At 38.8% G+C, this 255-nt stretch carries 1 pseudogene; it reads left to right on the top strand.

Features of this window, described 5'->3' with window-relative positions:
• A pseudogene (locus tag I6E24_RS17060) lies at positions 1 to 255 on the top strand (IS1634 family transposase); the annotation flags it as partial.

Genomic DNA, 255 nt, shown 5'->3' with positions numbered 1-255 from the left:
ACGGTGGACAGCAAACCATAAGCTTCCCTGATGATGAGTGTGAAAAACTAAGACGGGAAGAGAATTCAATGACTGAGTACATTGTATCCAATATAATAAGTACTTCTCTGAATTCACCTCAGAGAATAATCAATAAAGTTTACGATAAAATCGGATTCAATATCATACAGGATGAGGAACTACGTCATCTTGTAGTATCCAGAATATGCTCTCCCATGAGCAAGAAGGCCACAGTGGATTATCTGAGACGGCATT

It is taken from the genome of Bacteroides caecigallinarum (assembly GCF_021530995.1).
GTDB classification, from domain to species: domain Bacteria; phylum Bacteroidota; class Bacteroidia; order Bacteroidales; family Bacteroidaceae; genus Phocaeicola; species Phocaeicola faecigallinarum.
Note: the sequence above shows the minus strand (reverse complement) of the source record. Positions and strands in the feature narration are given on the sequence as shown.